Genomic DNA, 17,500 nt, shown 5'->3' with positions numbered 1-17,500 from the left:
GCCAAAGGGCGGGTCACCCGTCCTTTGGCGCCAAAGGTCGTTTTAGGGGCGGCGCAGCAGCCCGCGCATGAAGTCGGCGGCGCCGCGCACGAGCGTCTCGCCGACTTTGCGGGCGTCTGCGAACATCGAGCCGACGACGGCTTCGATGCTGTGCACCTCGAGGGTGAGCGTGCGTTCGAGGGCGCCGCAGTCGACGTCGCCGTCGACGACGAACACGTCGTTGGCCTGGTCGTGCTCGCCGTTGATCCACGCCGCCTCGATGCTCACGCCGGCGTCGGAGAACCAGCGGCACACCGTGGCGAGCAGGCCGGTCTGGTCGGGCGCGACGACGCTGATCATGTCCTCGCCGTTGGCGACGCCGGTGCGGCGTACGTAGGCCCGCCCGGTCGGCGCGAACGCCACGACGGGCCGGTCGCCGTTGTTGGCCGCCTTGAGCGACTTACCGATGTTGTTGAGCCGCGCCGTCGCCGGTTCGTCGCCGGCGATGGTGATGGCGAACACCGCGAGGTCGAGGTCGTCCCACGTCGCCACCGACGCGCTCTGAATCGAGAAGCCGTCCTGCGACAGGATCGCCGCGGTGTCGGCCAGCAGTCCCTTGCGGTCGTGGGCGACGACCGTGAGCCGCCACGACTCGTCGCCGCCGACGGCGCGGGCGCGCACCTCGCTGCGCTTGAGCGGCGGGTGGCACATCGCCAGGTCGCCCGCGAGTTGGGCGTCGCTGTCGCTCGACAGCCACAGCGACGACGCGCCCTTGAGCAGCGTCTCGATGACGTTGTCGGGCACCGTCGTCGCCGCCAGTTCCTTCCGCAGTTCCTGAATCGTCGCCATTAACAACCCCCCAGTCCCATCACGTTGGCCATGACTTCGTCGAAGGCGTCGGGGTCGGCGAGCAGCCACGAGTGGTCGCCCGGCAACACCTGACCTTCGATTCCCAGCGCACTGCAGAGCGCGTCGAACGCCGACATCGGGATGACCTCGTCGTCGGCGCCGGACAGCACCACGACGGGCAAGCGCCGGTCGCGCAGGATTTCTAGCTCGCCGCGCAGGTCGGCGCGCGCCGCGAGGGCGCCGGCGCTGAACATTGCCCGCGGGTTGAACAGCAGGTTTGGAATCAGGTCCTCGCGCACGGACAACGCCAGTCGGATGCCCTTTTGCGGCGGCCACAACTCCTTGCCGAACTGCACGGCCCAGTGAATGAGCGGGCGGTCCGACAGCGAGCGGTCGCCCTCGCCCCACGCGGCACCGCCGACGGCGTTGACGAGCACGAGCTTGGCCACCCGCGACCGGTAGTCGTGGGCGAGCGAGATGGCGACGCCACCGCCGAAGGAGTGCCCGATGACGACCGCCGGTTCGTCGACGCCCACCGCGTCCATGAAGGCGTCGACCCACACCCCGTAGGCGTGAATGCCCGCGCCCGCGGGCAGATCGCCGGTGCCACCGAAGCCCGGCATCGCCGGCGCGAGGACGCGCATGCCCCGGAGCGCCAAGCGGGCGAGCGGGCGCTTGTAGGCGTGGTGGCCGAGCCCCCAGCCGTGGAGGAACACGACGGGCGGGCCTTCTCCCGCCTCGCCGTACACCGCCGGGCGGCCCTGGACCAGCGTGCGGGACCAGCGCAGGTGGCCGGGCGGCAGTGTCGGCTCCGCGCGGGGACCCCGGCGCAGCAGGCAGATCCCGGGAGCCATGGGGCCGACGGTAGCGACCGCGACTGCCGTTTCGTTCCTCCGGGCATGAACATTCGATGACTTGCCGCGCTTTGTTAGGCGCGCCTAATATTTCGGTTTAGTGCTCCCTACCTTTGTCATCGGGCTGCGCGAGGGCGTCGAGGCGTCGCTCATCGTCGGAATCATCGCCGCCTTCCTGCGCCAACGCGGCGCTCTGAAGCACCTGCGCTTCGTGTGGCTGGGTGTCGGCCTCGCAACGGCGTTGTGTCTGGTGGCCGGCGTCGTGCTCGAAATTGTCAACCAGCAACTGCCCCAGCGCCAGCAGGAGCAGTTGGAGACGGTGATCGCGCTCGTGGCGGTGGCGCTGGTCACCTCGATGATCGTGTGGATGGCGCATCACGCCCGGGCGCTCAAGGGCGAACTCGAAGAGCGTGCCGGCGTAGCGCTGGCCGCGGGGTCGGGAGGTGCGCTCGTGTTGATGGCCTTCCTCGCCGTGCTGCGCGAAGGCTTCGAGACCGCCGTCTTCCTCGTCGCCGCGTTCCAGTCGGCGCAGAACCGCGCCGCCGCCGGGGGTGGCGCGCTGCTGGGTCTGCTCGTCGCCGTCGGCATTGGCCTGGGCATCTACAAGGGCGGCATCAAGATCGACCTCGCCAAGTTTTTCAAGGCGACGGGCCTCGTGCTTGTCCTGGTGGCCGCGGGCCTCGTCGCCTTCGCGATGCACACCGGGCACGAAGCGGGCTGGATCAACGTCGGCCAGGCCCAGGCCGTCGACCTGTCGTGGCTGATCAAGCCTGGTTCGGTGATCTCGGCGCTGCTTACCGGCATGCTCGGCATCCAGCCCAAGCCCACCCTGATCGAGGGCGTCGGCTGGCTGGTGTACTTCCTGCCGATGACCGCCTACGTGCTGCGGCCCCGCAAGGCGCGGCCGAGCCGCCCGCTGCCGACGTCGTCGGTGCCCACCGCCGCGTAGCGCGCTACACCCCGGGCGTACCGTGCGCTGCATGTTGACGCCTATCGCTTCGCGCCCCGAGGTCCCGGCGGAATACGGCATTGCGCCGGCCGACGGAGGGCTCGGCCTGTTGCCGTGGTCGTGGGCCGACGAGCGCCTACGCGGCCGCCACATCTGGTGGCTGGCCACGACGCGCCCCGACGGGTCGCCGCATCTCATGCCGATCTGGGCGGTGTGGCTGGGCGACGGCGTCGCCTTCAGCACCGGTGCGGCCACTGCCAAGGCGCGCCACATCGCGCGCGACGCGCGGGTCTCGATCGTGCCCGAGCGCGGCACCCAATCGGTGATCGTCGAAGGCGTAGCCGAGCTACTCGACGCGGCGCGCACGGCCGAGTTCGTCGCCGCCTACAAGGACGTGTGGGACTTCGACCCCTCCGGCATGGATTCGCCCGTCTTCCTCGTACGGCCGACGCGGGCGTTCGGCTTCGTCGACGAGGACAACGGTTTCACGCAGAGCGCCACCCGCTGGGACTTTTGACTCCCGTGCCGCGGTGGGTAACGCCCTCTGCGTGCTGTTCCGTCTATTCCTCGTACTCACCCTCATTCCGTTGGCCTTCGGCGCCTGCGGCGACAGTTCGTCCTCTGCCACACACGTAGCGGTGTCGCTGTCCGACGCCGGGTGCTCGCCACCGGCGGCCACCGTCAAGGCGGGCAAGGTCGCCTTCGACGTCACCAACCGCGGTTCGTCCAAGGTCACGTCCTTCGCCGTCGAGCAGCAGAGCCAGACGATCGCGTCGCTCGACCATGTCGCTGCGGGCAAGAAGAAGACGCTCACCGTCACGTTGAAGCAGGGCGCCTACAACCTGCACTGCCGCAACGGGTCCGACGTCGTGCTGGCCTCGCTCACGGTGACGCCGCCGTCGGGGGGCACGACCACGTCGTGCGCCAGCCCCGGCATCGGCGGCTACGGCGCGTCGAGCGGCAACAACGGTGGTGCGGGCAGCAACGACAGCCCCGGCAGCGCCAGCGACGCGGGTTCCGTCGACGGCCCGAGCAGTGGGTGCGCGGCGCCGAATGTCACGACGAACCCGTAACGGACGCGCCATGATGCGCCGGTGACATCACTCAGTGAGGCCGAGCAAGACGCGAGGAGCGTCACCGAGTTCTTCAAGGACCGCGTGCCGGGCCAGCTCGGCGTCGTGTTCGACCACGTCGCCCCGGACCTCGTGCGCGGCCACATCGACGTCAGCGAGAACCTCATCGCCGGCACCGGCTTCCTGTTCGCGCCCGCCGTGATCGCGCTGGCCGACGGCGCAGCGGCCGTCGGTTGCGGGCGCAACATTCCCGACGGCTCCTCGTTCACGACCGTCGAGCTGAAGACCAACTTCTTGTCGTCGGCGCGCGTGGGTGAGCGCGTCGTCTGCACGTGCACGCCCGTCCACCTCGGCCGCCAGACCCACGTGTGGGACGCCGTCGTCGAGAACGAGACGACCGGCAAGAAGATGGCGATGTTCCGCTGCACCCAGATGGTCATCGCGCCCCGTCAGCCGTGAGGGTATAGGTCCTGCATGCAGTGGCTCCTCCCGTCGATCGCGTTGTCCGTCATCCTGACGATCGTGCTCAACGTCTTGGTGCGCGCCTTCCCCGGCGGCGCGCACCGGGCGGCGCGCCGGGTCGACGAGTGGGTCGCCGCGCCCGACGACGGCCCCCGCACGCACGTGCGCGTGTTCTTTCCGTGGCGGTCGATGCTGCTGGCCTCGGTCGTGCTGACGATCCTGGTGAACCTGTTCGCCCGCCGCTGACGGCGAAAAACGGTTCCGCGGAACCGCCCGAGTAACCTGCACGTTCTGCTCAACGGCGGCGTGGCCGAGTGGCTTAGGCAAGGGCCTGCAAAGCCCTGTACACCGGTTCGATTCCGGTCGCCGCCTCCACATGCTGGCGAACTGGTCCTGTCAGGAACCGGGATCCGGTATCTGACAGGACCAGTTCGGGTTTAACGCCGCACGTCGAAGCGGTCGAGGTTCATGACCTTGTCCCATGCCGTTACGAAGTCGCGGACGAACTTCTCGGCGCCGTCGGCCTGGGCGTAGACCTCGGCGATGGCGCGCAGCTGCGAGTGCGACGCGAACACGAGGTCGGCGGCCGTCGCCGTCCACTTCGTTTCGCCGCTGGTGCGATCGCGGCCGTCGTAGGCGTTGGCTTCCGAAGCGCTCGTGGTCCACTCGAGGTTGTTGTCGAGCAGGTTGACGAACCAGTCGTTGCTGAGCACGCCGGGTCGGTCGGTGAACACGCCGAGGTTGCTGCCGGCGAAGTTCGTGCCAAGCACGCGCATGCCGCCGACGAGCACCGTCATCTCGGGCGCGCTCAAGCTCAGCAGGTTGGCGCGGTCGAGCAGGCGCCGCTCGGTCGGCGCCTTGTCCTCTGGGCGCTGGTAGTTGCGGAACCCATCGGCCTTCGGTTGGAGGACGGCGAAGGATTCGATGTCGGTGAGCTCCTGCGTGGCGTCGCCCCGGCCCGGGGTGAACGGCACGGAGACGGCGACGCCCGCGTCACGCGCCGCCTGCTCGACCGCCGCGCAACCGGCGAGCACGATGAGATCGGCGAGCGAGATGTTCTTGCCTTGGCGCAGCTCGTCGAGTTTGGCGACCGTGGCGTCGACGCCGGCGTTGACCTCCCAGTCCTTCTGCGGCGCGAGGCGAATGCGGGCCCCGTTGGCGCCGCCGCGCTTGTCGGTCCGACGGAAGGTCGACGCCGACGCCCACGCGGCGGTGACGAGGTCGCCCACCGACAGGCCCGACGCCAGCACCTCCTGCTTGAGGGCGGCGACGTCGGCGTCGCTCAGTGACGTCGTCGACGGCGGCACCGGGTCCTGCCACAGCTGGGGCTCGGGCACCCACGGGCCGAGGTAGCGGCTCAGCGGGCCCATGTCGCGATGGAGGAGCTTGAACCAGGCGCGGGCGAAGGCGTCGGCGAACTGGTCAGGGTTGTCCTTGAAGCGGCGCGAGATCTTGTCGTACTCCGGGTCCATCCGCAGCGCGAGGTCCGAGGTCAACATGATCGGCGGATGGGTGACGCCCTCCACGTGGGCGTCGGGCACCAAGTCGGTGCCGGCGCCGTCCTTTGGCTGCCACTGGTGCGCTCCGGCGGGGCTCTTGGTCAGCTCCCACTCGAACCCGTAGAGCGTCTCGAAGAAGCTGTTGTCCCACTGCGTCGGCGTCGGCGTCCACGTGCCTTCGAGGCCCGACGTGATGGCGTCCTTCCCCTTGCCGGTCCCGAAGCTGCTCTTCCAGCCGAGGCCGACGGCGTGCACCGGGCAGCCTTCGGGCTCGGGCCCGACGAGATCGGGGTCGCCGGCGCCGTGGGTCTTGCCGAAGGTGTGGCCGCCGGCGATCAGGGCGACGGTTTCCTCGTCGTCCATCGCCATGCGCCGAAACGTCTCGCGGATGTCGCGGGCCGACTGCAGCGGGTCGGGGTTGCCGTTGGGGCCTTCGGGGTTGACGTAGATGAGGCCCATCTGGACGGCGCCGAGCGGGCCCGACAACTCGCGCTCGCCGCTGTAGCGCTCGTCTCCGAGCCACGTGTCCTCCGGTCCCCAGAAGATGTCCTCGGGCTCCCACGTGTCGGGACGACCGAAGCCGAAGCCGAAGGTCGTGAATCCCATCTGCTCGAGGGCGCAGTTGCCCGCGAACACGATCAGGTCGGCCCACGAAATGGCGTTGCCGTGCTTCTGCTTGACCGGCCACAGCAGACGGCGCGCCTTGTCGAGGTTGGCGTTGTCGGGCCAGCTGTTGAGCGGGGCGAAGCGCTGCGCGCCCTCACCGCCACCGCCGCGCCCGTCCTCGATGCGGTATGTCCCCGCCGAGTGCCACGCCATGCGGATGAACAGTGGGCCGTAGTTGCCCCAGTCCGCCGGCCACCAGTCCTGCGAGTCGGTCATCACGGCGAAGATGTCGCGCTTGAGCTCCTCGACGTCGAGCTGCTCGAACTCCTCTGCGTAGTTGAAGTCCACGCCCAGCGGATCGGCCTTGGGCGAGTGGGCGTGCAGCACGCTCAGGTCGAGCTGATTGGGCCACCAGTCGCGGTTGGTGCGCGGGCGGTGCGCTTGGGGTTCGGGGGACGGGATCGCTGGGTTTTCGCTCTCGGACACATTTACCTCGCTGTTGTCGTGTGGTTGTTCGTACCCCTTTGTTGGTTACCCTCGGCCAAAGCGTACGTGGCTGCGTTGCCACTGGTCGCGCGGCGTGCGGCGGCGCTCGCGGCGGCTGCCCACAGGCGCGCGATCGGCGTAGCGAGCGGTGGCGCTCGACGCCTGGATCTGGTGCCAGCCGCTCCCGGCGGAGATGTCGAAGGCGCCGATGTAGCCGCCCGTCGCCAACTCGAAGGGCTTGGTCAGGTGGCCCTTGTGGTCGAACTTGGTCGACTTGGCCTTGCGGAACGACTCGAACCACGCCGGGTACACGAAGTCCGACAGCAGGACGTCGTCGACCTCGTAGCCGAGCGCGTCGGCCTCGCAGGCGTCGCACACCTCGCGGGCATACAGCGTGCCGGCGGTGCTGCCGGTCTGCACGAACACCGTGAGGTTGATGTCGGGGTCAGCGAGCATCTCGAGCATTTCGTGGCTCGTCGTCACGGTCCAGCGAAATCCGTACTGCTGGTCGCTCTTGGCGAACACCTTGCTCAGCGGCAGCCCGTCGTTGGTGAGGTCGTGATAGCCGAGGGCGCCGGCCTGGTCGGAGTCGTCGAGGATGACGAGCCACCATGCTCCGGCGGGCGGCTTCTTGTTCTGCGGCACGAAGGTGACGGTGGCGTCCGCTCCCCAGGCCGGGGCGAAGTCGTCGTGGACCTGTTTCTGCAGTGCAGGCACGGCGGCGGCGACATCGTCGTCGGTCACGACGGTGCTCTGGTTGATGACCGCAATGTGCGTGTTCATGCCAGTAGTTGACCAGCCCCGACGCGACCAACACAATGGCCTCGTAGTTGCACCGAAGGAGTAGCCGTGGGCATCAAGCCGAAGAAGCCGGGCAAGGCCGCCGAGACCAGCGCGAAGACCGGCGATACCGAGCGCGAGGCGAAGCGGGAAACGAAGGGGCTCATCCCCAACCGCAACGAGTCGCGCCAGACCAAGGGTCTCCAGTCCAACCGCAACGCGTCGCGCGCCGTTCGTTAACCGCTGAAGTTCATCTGTAACCGGTCGGCGGCGAGGTCGACCGCGGCGGCAAGGTCGAGCGGCGCATCGCCGGGCTGGGCGATGGCGACGAGGCGATCGCGCAGCCACGGGGAGTTGTCGTCGGCGAGAGACGTGTGGGCGAGGGCCGACGCCAGTGGGTCGCCGCGGGCGTCGAGCACGATCGCGGCGAGCTCGACGAGGGAGGTCATCAGCCCACGTTGGGGGGTCAGGTTGCGGTGGGAGAACACCCAGCGCAGCTCCTCGGTTGCGGCGCCGAAGTCGCCAGTGAAGATGTAACCCGTCACGCGCTCCACTCGGCACACGACGGCGAAGGCCGAATCGCCGATGCTGTCGGCGACGGCCAGCGCCTCTTCGAGGGCTGCGGGGACGTCGACGATCTTGCGCAGGTCGGCGAGAAACGCCGGATCTTCCGCCGCGCACCAGCCCAACCGCGTCGCGTAGAAAATCGCGTGGCACCTGACTGCGGCGGCGTCGGCGGCGTCGGCAAAGTCGATCGCCGCTCGCACGAAGCCGAGCGCCTCGCTCCGTCGCTGCGCGTCGTACAGCGTCTCGATGGTCATCAGGCGAGTCTCCACCGCGGCCAACTCGTCGCCGTCCAGCGCCGCGAGATCGGCGGCTTCGAGGTGGCATGCGGCGGCCTCGGCGGTCCGGCCGAGCGCGAAGAGTGCGCCGCCGCGGGCCTCGAGCAATCGGGCCCGCGCCGGGCCGGTCACGTCGTCGGTGAGGAACCGGTCGACGGTCGCCAGCGATCCCTCGACGTCGCCGTTGTTCGCCTGGTGCCACGCCAGCAGACCGGCGCATGTGATCGCGAAGTCGGAGTCGCCTAAACGCTCGGCGCCGCGCAACGCCGCGGCCGCGAGCTCGCATGCCTCCTCGGGGTCGCCGAAGGCGGCCGCGAAATGCGCTCGCATGGTCAGGGCGCTCACGAATATGTCGGACTCCGGTGGCGCCGCGGCCTGCAGGCGCGCGACGGTCGCGTCGGCGTCACGGTGGTGGCCCCGCGCCACCAGCAGCGTGACGAAGAACGAGAGCGTGTGTGCGTTCGTCGCATCTCCGGCCGCGATCGCGCGGTCGAACGCAGCGCGGAAGTTGTCGAGGTCGGCGTCGACGGCGGCAAACGATGCGGCGCCCGCGCCTTGGGCGCGCAGCGCGAGTGTCGCCTCGGTGAAATAGGCGCGGTGCCGCGCGCCGACGTCGTCGGCTTCACCGCTCGCCTGCAGGCGTTGCTCCGCGAAGGCGCGGATCAGCACGAGCATCCGGTACCGGCCGTCGACCTCGAGGACGACCAGTGAGCGGTCGACGAGATCGCCTAACGCGATGACGACGTCGGTGGCGTCAATTGCGTCGTCAGCGCAGACGGCTTCGGCGGCCTCGAGGGTCCAGCCGCCCCGAAAGACCGCGAGGCGGCGGAACACAGCGGCTTGTGTCTCGTCGAGCATGTCGTAGGACCAGCTGATGAGTTCGTCGACCGACCGCTGGCGCGGCGCGGCCGCCGCACCCGTCGACCGCAGCGGCATCGTGCCGGCCTCGACGCGACGAGCCAGCGCGTCGAGCGGGACGGAGCGCGTCGCGGCAGCCGCGAGTTCGACCGCGAGCGGCAGGCCGTCGACGCCCCGGCAGATCATCGCCACGGCGGGCGCCGTGGCGTCGGTGAGCGCGAACGCGGGATTCGCGGCGCCCGCGCGGTCGACGAACAACTGCCCGGCGTCGCTCGCGAGGACGTCGGCCGCCGTAGCGCCGGCGGGCGGCACGCTGAGTGAGGGCATCGCCCACACCCGCTCGCCGGGCAGGCCGAGCGGCTGGCGGCTGGTGACGAGTATCGACAACGCCGGGCACGACTGCTGCAGCTGGTCGATCACCCGCGCCGCCGAGTCCAAGACGTGCTCGCAGTTGTCGAGGACCAGGAGGGCATCGCGATCGCGGAGCGCCTCGGCAACCGCATCGACGAGTGCGACGCCGGCGGCGTCGGGGATCCCGAGCGCGCGCGCCACCGCCGGCGTGACGTCGCCGTCCGCGGGTTCGCCCGCGAGGAGCACCGCCCACACGCCGTGGGGACGGTCGGCCGACACGGCGCGCCCGACCTCGAACACGAGTCGCGTCTTGCCCGCCCCGCCGGGGCCGACCACGGTCGTCACTCCGGGCTGCTCGCTCAGTTTCGCGACCTCGATCCGCTCGACGTCGCGGCCGAAGAACGGCGTGCGCAGCAGCGGCAGGTTGTGCGCCGCGACGGGCAGCGCCTTCGGTGCGGGGCCGGGTGCCAGCGTTTCGTGCTCGACCCGGACGAGTTCGACGCCGTCTTCGAAGTCCTTGAGTGCGAACGCGCCGAGCGAGCGCAGGTGGATAGTGGCCGGAAGCGCCGCGGCCGCCAGGTCTCGGGTCCGGCCGGACACGAGTACCTGCGCGCCATGGGCCGCGGCCGCGACCCGAGCCGCCTTGTGCACCTCGACGCCGACGTAGTCGTCGTCGGCGACGTCGGCCACGCCGGTGTGAAGTCCGATGCGGACGCGCACGGCGCCGTCCTCGGGCCACGCCGCGCCCGCCAGCCGTGCGTGCGCGTCGATGGCGGCAACCACGGCCGCGGCCGGGTCGCGGAACACGACGAAGAACGCGTCGCCCTCCGTCATCACCTCGACGCCATCGTGTTCGGCCCACACCTCGCGCAGGATGTGGTTGTGCTGCTGCAGCACACCCAGCCACCTCTCGCCAAGGCGACGGGCGAGGCGGGTCGAGCCTTCGATGTCGGTAAAGCAGAACGTCACTTCGCCGCCGGGCAGGTCCCGCACGAAGCTCACCCTAGGTCGGTGTTGCACGACAACGCGCCTGACGTTGGAGATCGAGGCGCGCGCGGGCTGCCTCTAACGCCGGGCGCCGGCTTTGACCCGCGCCCGCGTTCCCGAACGGCGGATGGCTGATTCGTCCACGCCCAGGTAGCTCTCGATCACCCGCGGGTGGGCCAGCACTTCTGCGGGCGTACCGCTGAAGATCACGCTGCCGTTCTCCATGGCGACGAGTTCGTCGCACAGCTCGCTCAGCAGCGACATGTCGTGCTCGATGATCACGATCGCCGCGCCGGTCTCGGCACGGATCTGACGCAGCAGCGGTCCGAGCGCCTCGGTGTCCTTCTGGGCGATGCCCGCCGAGGGCTCGTCGAGGAGCAACACCGCCGGGTCCATCGCCAGTGCGCACGCCAACTCGACGATGCGGCGCGTGCCCGTCGACAGGTCGGCGATCGGCGTGGACGCGAAGTTGTCCAGACCGAGCAGCGAGATCAGTTGGTTGGCCCGCTCGAAGGAATCGGCATCGGCGTTGACCGCCGCCGGCAGCGCGAACGACGCCGCCACCCAGTCGTGATTCTTGCGATGCCGGTCGTGGGCGACGGCGATCGTCTCGGTCACCGTGAGCGAGGGGAACAGCCGAGCCTCTTGGAACGACCGGCCCAACCCGCGGATGGCCCGCTGCGCCGCTGGCGTGTCGGTGACGTCCTCGTCGCCCAGTGAGATCCGGCCGGCGTCGGGAGAGTGGAAGCCGGAGATGACGTCGAACAACGTCGTCTTGCCGGCGCCGTTGTGACCGATGAGCCCGACGATCGTGCCGGGTCGCACTTCGAGGCTGGCGCCGTCGAGGGCGCGGATGCCGCCGAACGTCTTGGTGATCTCCTGCACGGTTAGGCCGACGTCGCGCGACGGTGCCTCGTCGTCGCGGTCGTGTGCGGTCGCCGGAGCGGCCGCCGTGTCGCCGATGAAGACCGAGCGCAGGATGTCGGGCCGGTCGAAGAGGTCGAGGGTGTTGCCGACGAAGCGCACCGCGCCCTTCTCGAGGAACACGGCCCGGCCGGCGAGTTCGAGCGCCACGTTGACGGACTGCTCGACGGCCACGATCGTCGTGCCGGCTTCGTGCACCGCGCGCACCTTCTCGCACAGCATCGCCACGATCGTCGGCGCCAAGCCGAGCGACAACTCGTCGATCAGTAGCACCGAGGGTTTCGTGATGAAGGCCATCGCCAGCGACAACTGCTGCTGCTCACCACCGGACAGGTTGCCGGCCAACTGGTCGCCGCGCTCGCGCAGGATCGGGAACATGCCGAGCATCTCTTCGGTGGCGGCGTCGGCGCGGGCCGTGTCCTTGCGGATCTGCCAGCACGCCAGGCGCAGGTTCTCCCGCACCGACATCGTCGGGAACACGCCCCGACCGCCGGGCATCATCGCCAAGCCGCGCCGGGCGATCTCGTCGGTGGCCAGGCCGGTGATGCGTTGCCCGTTGAGTTCGACCTCGCCGCCCGTCGCCGGCAACAACCCGGTGATCACGCGGAACACCGTCGACTTGCCGGCGCCGTTGGTGCCGAGCAGGGCGACGACTTCCTGCTCGTGGACGTCGAGATCGACGCCGAAGAGGACCTGCAACGGGCCGTACGACGCCGTGATCCCGCGGCACGCCAGCTTGGCCCCTTCACTTCTGTGAAGGGTCGGCGCCCCTATGGGGCGCTCGTCCTTCACAGAAGTGGTGTCGACGGCGACGGAGCCGGCGGCCGCGCCGACGCTGAACGTCAAACCCCGGCGCCGCGCCACGACGCTGACGTAGCGATCGCGCACGCGCTCCATGAACTGGCCGATGCCGCCGGGGAAGGCGAGCAGCACGAACAACATCAACGCGCCGGTGCCGAGGCCACCGAACGCGGCACCAGCCGACGTCGTCAGCCCGATGGCAAAGATCAACAACTCCACGGCGGCGACCCCAGCGAGGGCGCCGGCGACGCTCGACAACCCGCCGACCACCGCCATCGAGAACACGAGCACGCTCGTCTGGGTCGGGAAGCTCGACGCGCCCACGCCCGTTTCGAGCACCGCGGCCAGCGCGCCGGCGACGCCGGCGATGGCCCCGGCCACGGCCATACCGGCGACGCGCGTGCGCACGACGGGGATCGCCATGGCGGTGGCGGCGCGGGCGTTGTCGCGCGTCGCCAGCAGCAGGCGTCCGGGCCGGCCGGCGCGCAGCACGCGCGCCAACACGATCGCCACGCCGAGCACGGCGAGGATGACGAAGTACATCGTGCGTTCCGACCCCATCGGGTAGCGCTTCCACAGCACTGGTCGCACGATGTTGCCGGGAATCCACTTCGGGAAGTTGGCGGGGTTGAGCACGAAGTTGTCCATGGCGGCGGCGAACAGCAACGTGGTGACCGCGAGGAACAACGGCCGCACCCGCAGCGCCGGCAAGCCGATCAGCACGGAGACGACCGCACCGCAGACGCCGGCGAGCACGATCGCCGCAAACAGGTCGAGGTTGAGCTTCACGATGGCGTCGCCGGCCACGACGGCGCCGACGCCGACGATGGCGACCTGACCGAGGCTGATCGTCCCGGCCCATCCCGACAGCACAACCAGAGACACGACGACGATCCCGTAGACGAGATAGCCCGACACGGTGTGGGTGCGCGCCGGCGCGGCCACGAGCGGGAACACGATCGCGACGGCGACCAGCACCGCCAGCAGCACGGCGCGCCCGATGCGAACCTCGGGCAGGCGCGCGGCGTCGGGCCGCAAGGGACGCGCCGCGCCCGACAGCGACCACGACGACTCCGCTGCCTCGGCGCGGCTCACGTCCCAGCGGCGCCCGAGCAGCGCCACCAGCACGATGACGAGCAGCGCCACGGTTGACACCGAAGCCTTGTGGACGTTGTAGGCGACAATCGAGTGGAACACGCCGAGGCCCGTGCCCGCCGTGACGGCGAGGGGCATGTCGTCCATCTTGGCGATGATCGCCGCCGCCAGCGCCGGCATGAACAGACCGCCGACGCCGACGAACGGGTTCACCGGCAAGCCGTTCGCCGGAGCGGACAGGATCATCACGACCGCCGCCAGCGCGCCGACGAGGATCCACACGATGCGTGTCAGGCGCCAGATCGGGATGCCGAGGAGCGCGGCGCGCTCGCTGTTGTCGGCGACGGCGCGCACGGCGCTGCCCGAGTCCGTGCGCAGCAGGAACCAGGCGAGGCCGCCGAGCGCGATCGGCGCGAGCACGACGAGCATGACGTCGTTGAAGTCGAACAGCGACGTGCCGATGGTGAAGCTGTGCGCCGACAGGTTTGTCTTGAACGGCGCCACCACCAGGCGGGCGTGGGACCAGAACGCGATGGCGAACTGGATGCCGACGAGAATCTGGAGCAGGCCGATGGTGGCGACGGTGACGACGAGGCGCGGCGCGTTGGCGAAGCGACGCATCACGCGGTCCACGACGAGGCCCACGACGGCGCCGGCGACCAGCGCGACGGCGACACAGGCCAGCCACGACCAGTGCCACACGTCGAACGCCGCGATTCCGAACTCGGCGGCGCAGGACCCCATGGCGCCGTAGGCGAAGTTCATGACGCGGCTCGTGCGGTAGACGAGGACGAGGCCGAGGGCCAGCAAGCCCGACGAGATGCCGAGGATGGCACCCTTGGCGAGCACGCCGAGCGGGTAGCTGTGGGGGAAGACCTGGGTCGCCAGCAGCACCAGCACCGTCGTGAGCACGACGATGCCGGGGCGGCGATAACGCGGCTCGAGCAGCACGCTCATTGGCCGACGTGCACGTCAGGCGGACCGGCCGGCACCTGGCCGAGCGGGTAGCGCTTGCCGTTGTCCTTGTACGCGCCCGCTTGGCCGTTGTAGTTCGACACCGCGTTCGGGTCCCACCACACGACGCGGCCGTCGACCGGCGCCGTGTACTGGCCGTCGGGGAAGGCCCACGCGCCCGCCGCGCCGTCGTCCGACGCCTCCTTGTAGGCGTGCATGCCCTGGGCGAAGCTCTGGGGCGTGAGGTTCGGGCCAGCCATCTGCACGCCGATGGCGACGAGATACAGGTTGTAATACATGAGGTCGACGGCGAGGTCGACGGGAGACGTCGACGAGTCCATCGACCGGTAGGCGGCGTAGCCGTAGGTCGAGCGCGACGGCAGCGTCTCGCCGTTGAGCGACACGCCGAAAGAGTTCTTCCATTGGTCGGGCTCGTAAAGCTGGCCGGCGAAGTCGGTGTCGAGGTAGGCGACACCCATCTCGATCCATTCGGGGTGCCAGTTGCTCTGCTCGGCCGTCGCCGTCATGAAGTACGGCGTGAGCGGATCGGTGAACAGCAGCACCGTGGTGATGCCGTCGTTGGCGAACGCGGCCGCGATGTCGCGGGAGTCCGGCGGGATGCCGTCGAGCGACAGGCGGTACGTGCGCGCCTCGGGGAAGGCCTTCCCGGCCGCCTTGAAGATCTCGCGGGCGTGGTCGGCGCACGGGCTGTACGCCGGCGACTCCGGATACACCAGGCCGAGCTTGCGCTTCTGACCCTTGTACTGGCCGGCGAGCACCGGGTTGTCGATGATCTCCTTGAGCACGAAGTCACTGCCGTACTCGGCCACCTTGTCGCAGTCCGGGGTGAGGCCCCAGTTGTAAGGGGCGTTCTGCTTGAAGGCGTTGAGCGAGGGATAGATCGGGTTCGTCGCGATGACGCCCTGGTGCGCCAGCGCGTCGGCGAACGGCGGCGCCTGCGCGCCGAGGTCGGCGAACGCGTTGATCTGCTGCGACTCGATGATGGCGTCGGCGTTGGCGCCGGACTGGCCGCCGCCGAGCAACTCGTCGGTCGGCGAACCCGTCGCCTTGTACACCTTCAGCTGCAGCTTGCGGCCGTAGAACTGGAAGTGCTTGTTGAAGTAGTCGATCAGGGTCGTGTACGTCCGGATCAGGTCGTCGCGCGTCGCGTTGCCGGTGTTGATGCGCTTGCCGGTGAGCGAACTGACGGTCGACCCGATGTCGTAGGGGCCGCCGCTGTCGCGCCACGCCAGCGTGATCGTGTCCTTGGTGACGCCCTTCGCGGTGGCGCCGCCGTTGTTGCCGCCACTCCAGCCGCGGCACGGCGGCGAGTACGGGTCGCCGGAGATCTGCGGGCCGGGACACGTCGTGACACCGGGCCCGGTGGCGCTACCGGCGGTGCTCGAACCCAGGCTCGTCACCGCGGTCTCGTCGCCTTGCTGCTGCGCCTGCGCGCCGCCGCTGCGCGACGTGACGATGCGCTCCGGCGCAACGGTCGGTGCCAGCAGGATCATCACCAGGAAGGCCGTGATCCAGCCGATCAGCGGGCCGTAGCCGAACAGCATGCGGCTTTCGGAACGGCGGCGGACGTCGAGGACGGGCGCCGGTTGAGGGGTTTCGTCGGTCGTACTCATGCGATCTCGTTTCGGGCGAGCCGGGCGACGCGCCGGCGCGTGGAGGCGTGGTCCGCGGCGAGCGTCGCCACCGCGACACCCGCCGCGATGCCGGCGGCGAGGGGAGCGAGGCCGCGCCAGCAGCCGGCGCCGGCCGGGCTGAGACTCGAGCACTTCGTCGACTCGTGCGCGGCGGTGGGTTGCGTCGCAAAGTGGGCCGGTGGCAACTCCGTCGATCCGGCGACAACCGACGGCGGTTCGCTCGTGCCCGCCGGGGTGAAGAAGTTCGGCCCGCCGAAGTTCAGCGGGGCGTAATACGTGTCATCGAGCGCGGCCTGCACACCGCCGATCGACAGGCTGGCGTTTCCGCCGCTGAGCACGCCGACCGAGGCCGCGGCCAGCAGCGGCGCCGTGGCGGCGAGCGACGTGTACTTGGCGTTGATCGGCGGGAAGGGCTTGAGCAACCCGAGCAGTTCTTCACAGTTCGTCGGATCGACGAGGAAGGCGAGCAGTTGCTTCTGCAGCGTCACCGCCTCCTGCTGGCTGAGAGCGGTGCCGAATAGGGGTGCGAGGATCCACTTCGGTCCGCCGACGTGAACCTGCAGTGGCGAGACGGTGAGGCGGCCCTTGCCGTTGTCGGTGAACACCGGCGGCACGATGGTGAGCCCGAACCGTTCCAGCAGCGCGTTGGCCGTTGCGATGGCCGCCGCCGTCCCCGCCGGGCTGGTGATCGGAATCTTGACCGCCGGTGCAGCGCCGGGGGGATTGACCGTGATGCCGTCGAGGCTGAACGACCACGTGTTCTTGGCCTGGCTGGTGCGCGAGTCGGCGCCGTCGACCACCTGGTCCAGCGTCCAGTGCATGCCCTTGAGGTGTACGAGTCCGCCGACGAGGTCGACGTCGGCAACCGATGTCGTGGCCGTCGACTCGCGATGGTCCTTCGACGCGGCAGCCGTCGTCTGGGCGATGGCCGTTGCGCCGCCGATCTTCACGAGGCCCGGCAGTTCGAACGACCCGATCTGGGTGTGGCTCTTTCCGTTCGAACGCGGCTGCGCCAGCACGTCCTGCACGACGAGGCCTTCACCGGTGTCCTTCGAGTGGCTGACGTCGCTCTTGTTGTTGGTGCTGCTGGTGTCGGCCGACAGCGGCGGCGGCAACGGCAGGTTGGTGCCGCCGCCCTTCACGCCGCAGGTCGTGCCGCCGCCGGTGCTGGCGCCGAGCAACGGCACCGCCGCCATGGTCGAGGTCGCCCGACCGGTCTCGTCCTGAAACCCGGCGGCCGCCTCGCCGAGGATGACGGGCACGCTGAGTTCGCCGGCGTTGAGCGCGGGGGTGAGCAGGCTCGCAGCGGCGAAGCCGCTCCCGTAGGTGAAGTCGCTGTCGTCCGCCTTCGACGCAGGCGCGACGGCGACGAAGGCAGCGATCGCCGCGGTGACGGCCGCGACGGTCGCAACGACTCGCGCCGGCCGCGGCCGACCACGAGCCGAGTCAGGACGCCGCGGGGCGCCCCGGTCCCAGACCATTTCAGTTTTCCCCCC

At 69.8% G+C, this 17,500-nt stretch carries 14 protein-coding genes and 1 tRNA gene; 7 read left to right on the top strand and 8 right to left on the bottom strand.

The genetic code is table 11. The features are described from left to right. Positions 1-42 precede the first annotated feature (42 nt). Positions 43-828, bottom strand: coding sequence for a hypothetical protein (locus VHC63_18245; GenBank protein ID HVV38555.1), 786 nt, complete (start codon positions 826-828; stop codon positions 43-45). After that, a complete protein-coding gene (locus VHC63_18240) occupies positions 828-1,682 on the bottom strand; it encodes an alpha/beta hydrolase (GenBank protein HVV38554.1) in 855 nt (284 codons plus the stop codon). Before VHC63_18240 ends, VHC63_18245 begins: the two co-directional genes overlap by 1 nt. Before the next feature lie 100 nt (positions 1,683-1,782). Here VHC63_18240 and efeU point away from each other — a divergent pair, with 100 nt between their 5' ends. The 6 genes from efeU to VHC63_18210 all read left to right on the top strand — a co-directional run bounded on the left by efeU (position 1,783) and on the right by VHC63_18210 (position 4,541). Then, on the top strand, positions 1,783-2,631 hold the full coding sequence (efeU, locus tag VHC63_18235; protein ID HVV38553.1) for an iron uptake transporter permease EfeU: 849 nt from the start codon (positions 1,783-1,785) through the stop codon (positions 2,629-2,631). 31 nt (positions 2,632-2,662) lie between these two features. Further along, entirely contained in the window at positions 2,663-3,148 is a 486-nt protein-coding gene (locus tag VHC63_18230) for a pyridoxamine 5'-phosphate oxidase family protein (protein ID HVV38552.1), read from the top strand. 13 nt (positions 3,149-3,161) lie between these two features. Continuing rightward, positions 3,162-3,704, top strand: a complete 543-nt coding sequence (locus VHC63_18225) for a cupredoxin domain-containing protein (protein HVV38551.1) — start codon at positions 3,162-3,164, stop codon at positions 3,702-3,704. A 21-nt stretch (positions 3,705-3,725) separates the two neighbouring features. Continuing rightward, positions 3,726-4,163 (top strand): PaaI family thioesterase, encoded by a 438-nt coding sequence (locus VHC63_18220; protein ID HVV38550.1) that lies wholly within the window; start codon positions 3,726-3,728, stop codon positions 4,161-4,163. A 15-nt stretch (positions 4,164-4,178) separates the two neighbouring features. After that, positions 4,179-4,412, top strand: a complete 234-nt coding sequence (locus tag VHC63_18215) for a DUF2905 family protein (protein HVV38549.1) — start codon at positions 4,179-4,181, stop codon at positions 4,410-4,412. Between the two features lie 54 nt (positions 4,413-4,466). Next, positions 4,467-4,541: transfer RNA gene (locus tag VHC63_18210), tRNA-Cys, on the top strand. 62 nt (positions 4,542-4,603) lie between these two features. Here VHC63_18210 and katG read toward each other — a convergent pair. Next, a complete protein-coding gene (gene katG, locus VHC63_18205) occupies positions 4,604-6,757 on the bottom strand; it encodes a catalase/peroxidase HPI (GenBank protein ID HVV38548.1) in 2,154 nt (717 codons plus the stop codon). A 45-nt stretch (positions 6,758-6,802) separates the two neighbouring features. Then, on the bottom strand, positions 6,803-7,540 hold the full coding sequence (locus VHC63_18200) for a hypothetical protein (protein ID HVV38547.1): 738 nt from the start codon (positions 7,538-7,540) through the stop codon (positions 6,803-6,805). A 66-nt stretch (positions 7,541-7,606) separates the two neighbouring features. Here VHC63_18200 and VHC63_18195 point away from each other — a divergent pair, with 66 nt between their 5' ends. Continuing rightward, positions 7,607-7,777, top strand: coding sequence for a hypothetical protein (locus tag VHC63_18195; GenBank protein ID HVV38546.1), 171 nt, complete (start codon positions 7,607-7,609; stop codon positions 7,775-7,777). Here VHC63_18195 and VHC63_18190 read toward each other — a convergent pair. The 4 genes from VHC63_18190 to VHC63_18175 all read right to left on the bottom strand — a co-directional run bounded on the left by VHC63_18190 (position 7,774) and on the right by VHC63_18175 (position 17,485). Then, positions 7,774-10,590: an adenylate/guanylate cyclase domain-containing protein gene (locus VHC63_18190; protein HVV38545.1), complete on the bottom strand. Its 2,817-nt coding sequence runs from the start codon at positions 10,588-10,590 to the stop codon at positions 7,774-7,776. The two genes, VHC63_18195 and VHC63_18190, sit on opposite strands and share 4 nt — an antisense overlap. 63 nt (positions 10,591-10,653) lie before the next feature. Then, entirely contained in the window at positions 10,654-14,352 is a 3,699-nt protein-coding gene (locus tag VHC63_18185) for an ATP-binding cassette domain-containing protein (protein HVV38544.1), read from the bottom strand. Next, a complete protein-coding gene (locus VHC63_18180) occupies positions 14,349-15,983 on the bottom strand; it encodes a hypothetical protein (protein ID HVV38543.1) in 1,635 nt (544 codons plus the stop codon). Before VHC63_18180 ends, VHC63_18185 begins: the two co-directional genes overlap by 4 nt. Further along, a complete protein-coding gene (locus VHC63_18175; protein ID HVV38542.1) occupies positions 15,980-17,485 on the bottom strand; it encodes a hypothetical protein in 1,506 nt (501 codons plus the stop codon). Before VHC63_18175 ends, VHC63_18180 begins: the two co-directional genes overlap by 4 nt. Between the last annotated feature and the right edge of the window lie 15 nt (positions 17,486-17,500).

The organism is Acidimicrobiales bacterium (assembly GCA_035546775.1).
Taxonomy (GTDB): domain Bacteria; phylum Actinomycetota; class Acidimicrobiia; order Acidimicrobiales; family JACCXE01; genus JACCXE01.
This window is presented reverse-complemented; position numbering and strand designations above follow the sequence as displayed.